The sequence below is a fragment of the Mesorhizobium sp. M4B.F.Ca.ET.203.01.1.1 genome, assembly GCF_004791025.1.
GTDB lineage: Bacteria > Pseudomonadota > Alphaproteobacteria > Rhizobiales > Rhizobiaceae > Mesorhizobium > Mesorhizobium abyssinicae.
Genome location: NZ_SRUO01000110.1, coordinates 1 through 370 on the forward strand (window position 1 = coordinate 1; position 370 = coordinate 370).

Below are 370 nucleotides of genomic sequence, written 5' to 3' on the forward strand. Positions count from 1 at the left end.
GATTTCATGGGGGGCGAATCGGCAGTACTGGAGAAGGCACGGCGTTATTTTGAACAGAGTGACTATCGCTGGGTCGCTGAAGTAGCCAAACACATTGTGTTCGCCAATCCGGATTCGCGCGAAGGACGCGCACTCCTGGCAGATGCGTTGGAGCAGATGGGATACCAGAGCGAGGCGGGCACATGGCGCAACGCCATGTTGATGGGAGCACTTGAGCTACGCGATGGCGTACCGAAGGGCGGTGCCACCACCGCATCACCTGACGTGCTGAAGGCCATGACCGTCGGCATGCTGTTCGACTATCTCGCGATACGCCTGGACGGACCTGCGGCTGCAAGGGCAGGGAACGCAACCATTGCCTGGATCATTC

Annotated in this window: 1 protein-coding gene; it reads left to right on the forward strand. The window is 59.2% G+C overall.

Annotated elements, in window-relative coordinates:
* On the forward strand, nt 1-370 hold a 370-nt coding region (locus tag EN846_RS33865; protein ID WP_281036082.1), incomplete at both ends, for an alkyl sulfatase dimerization domain-containing protein.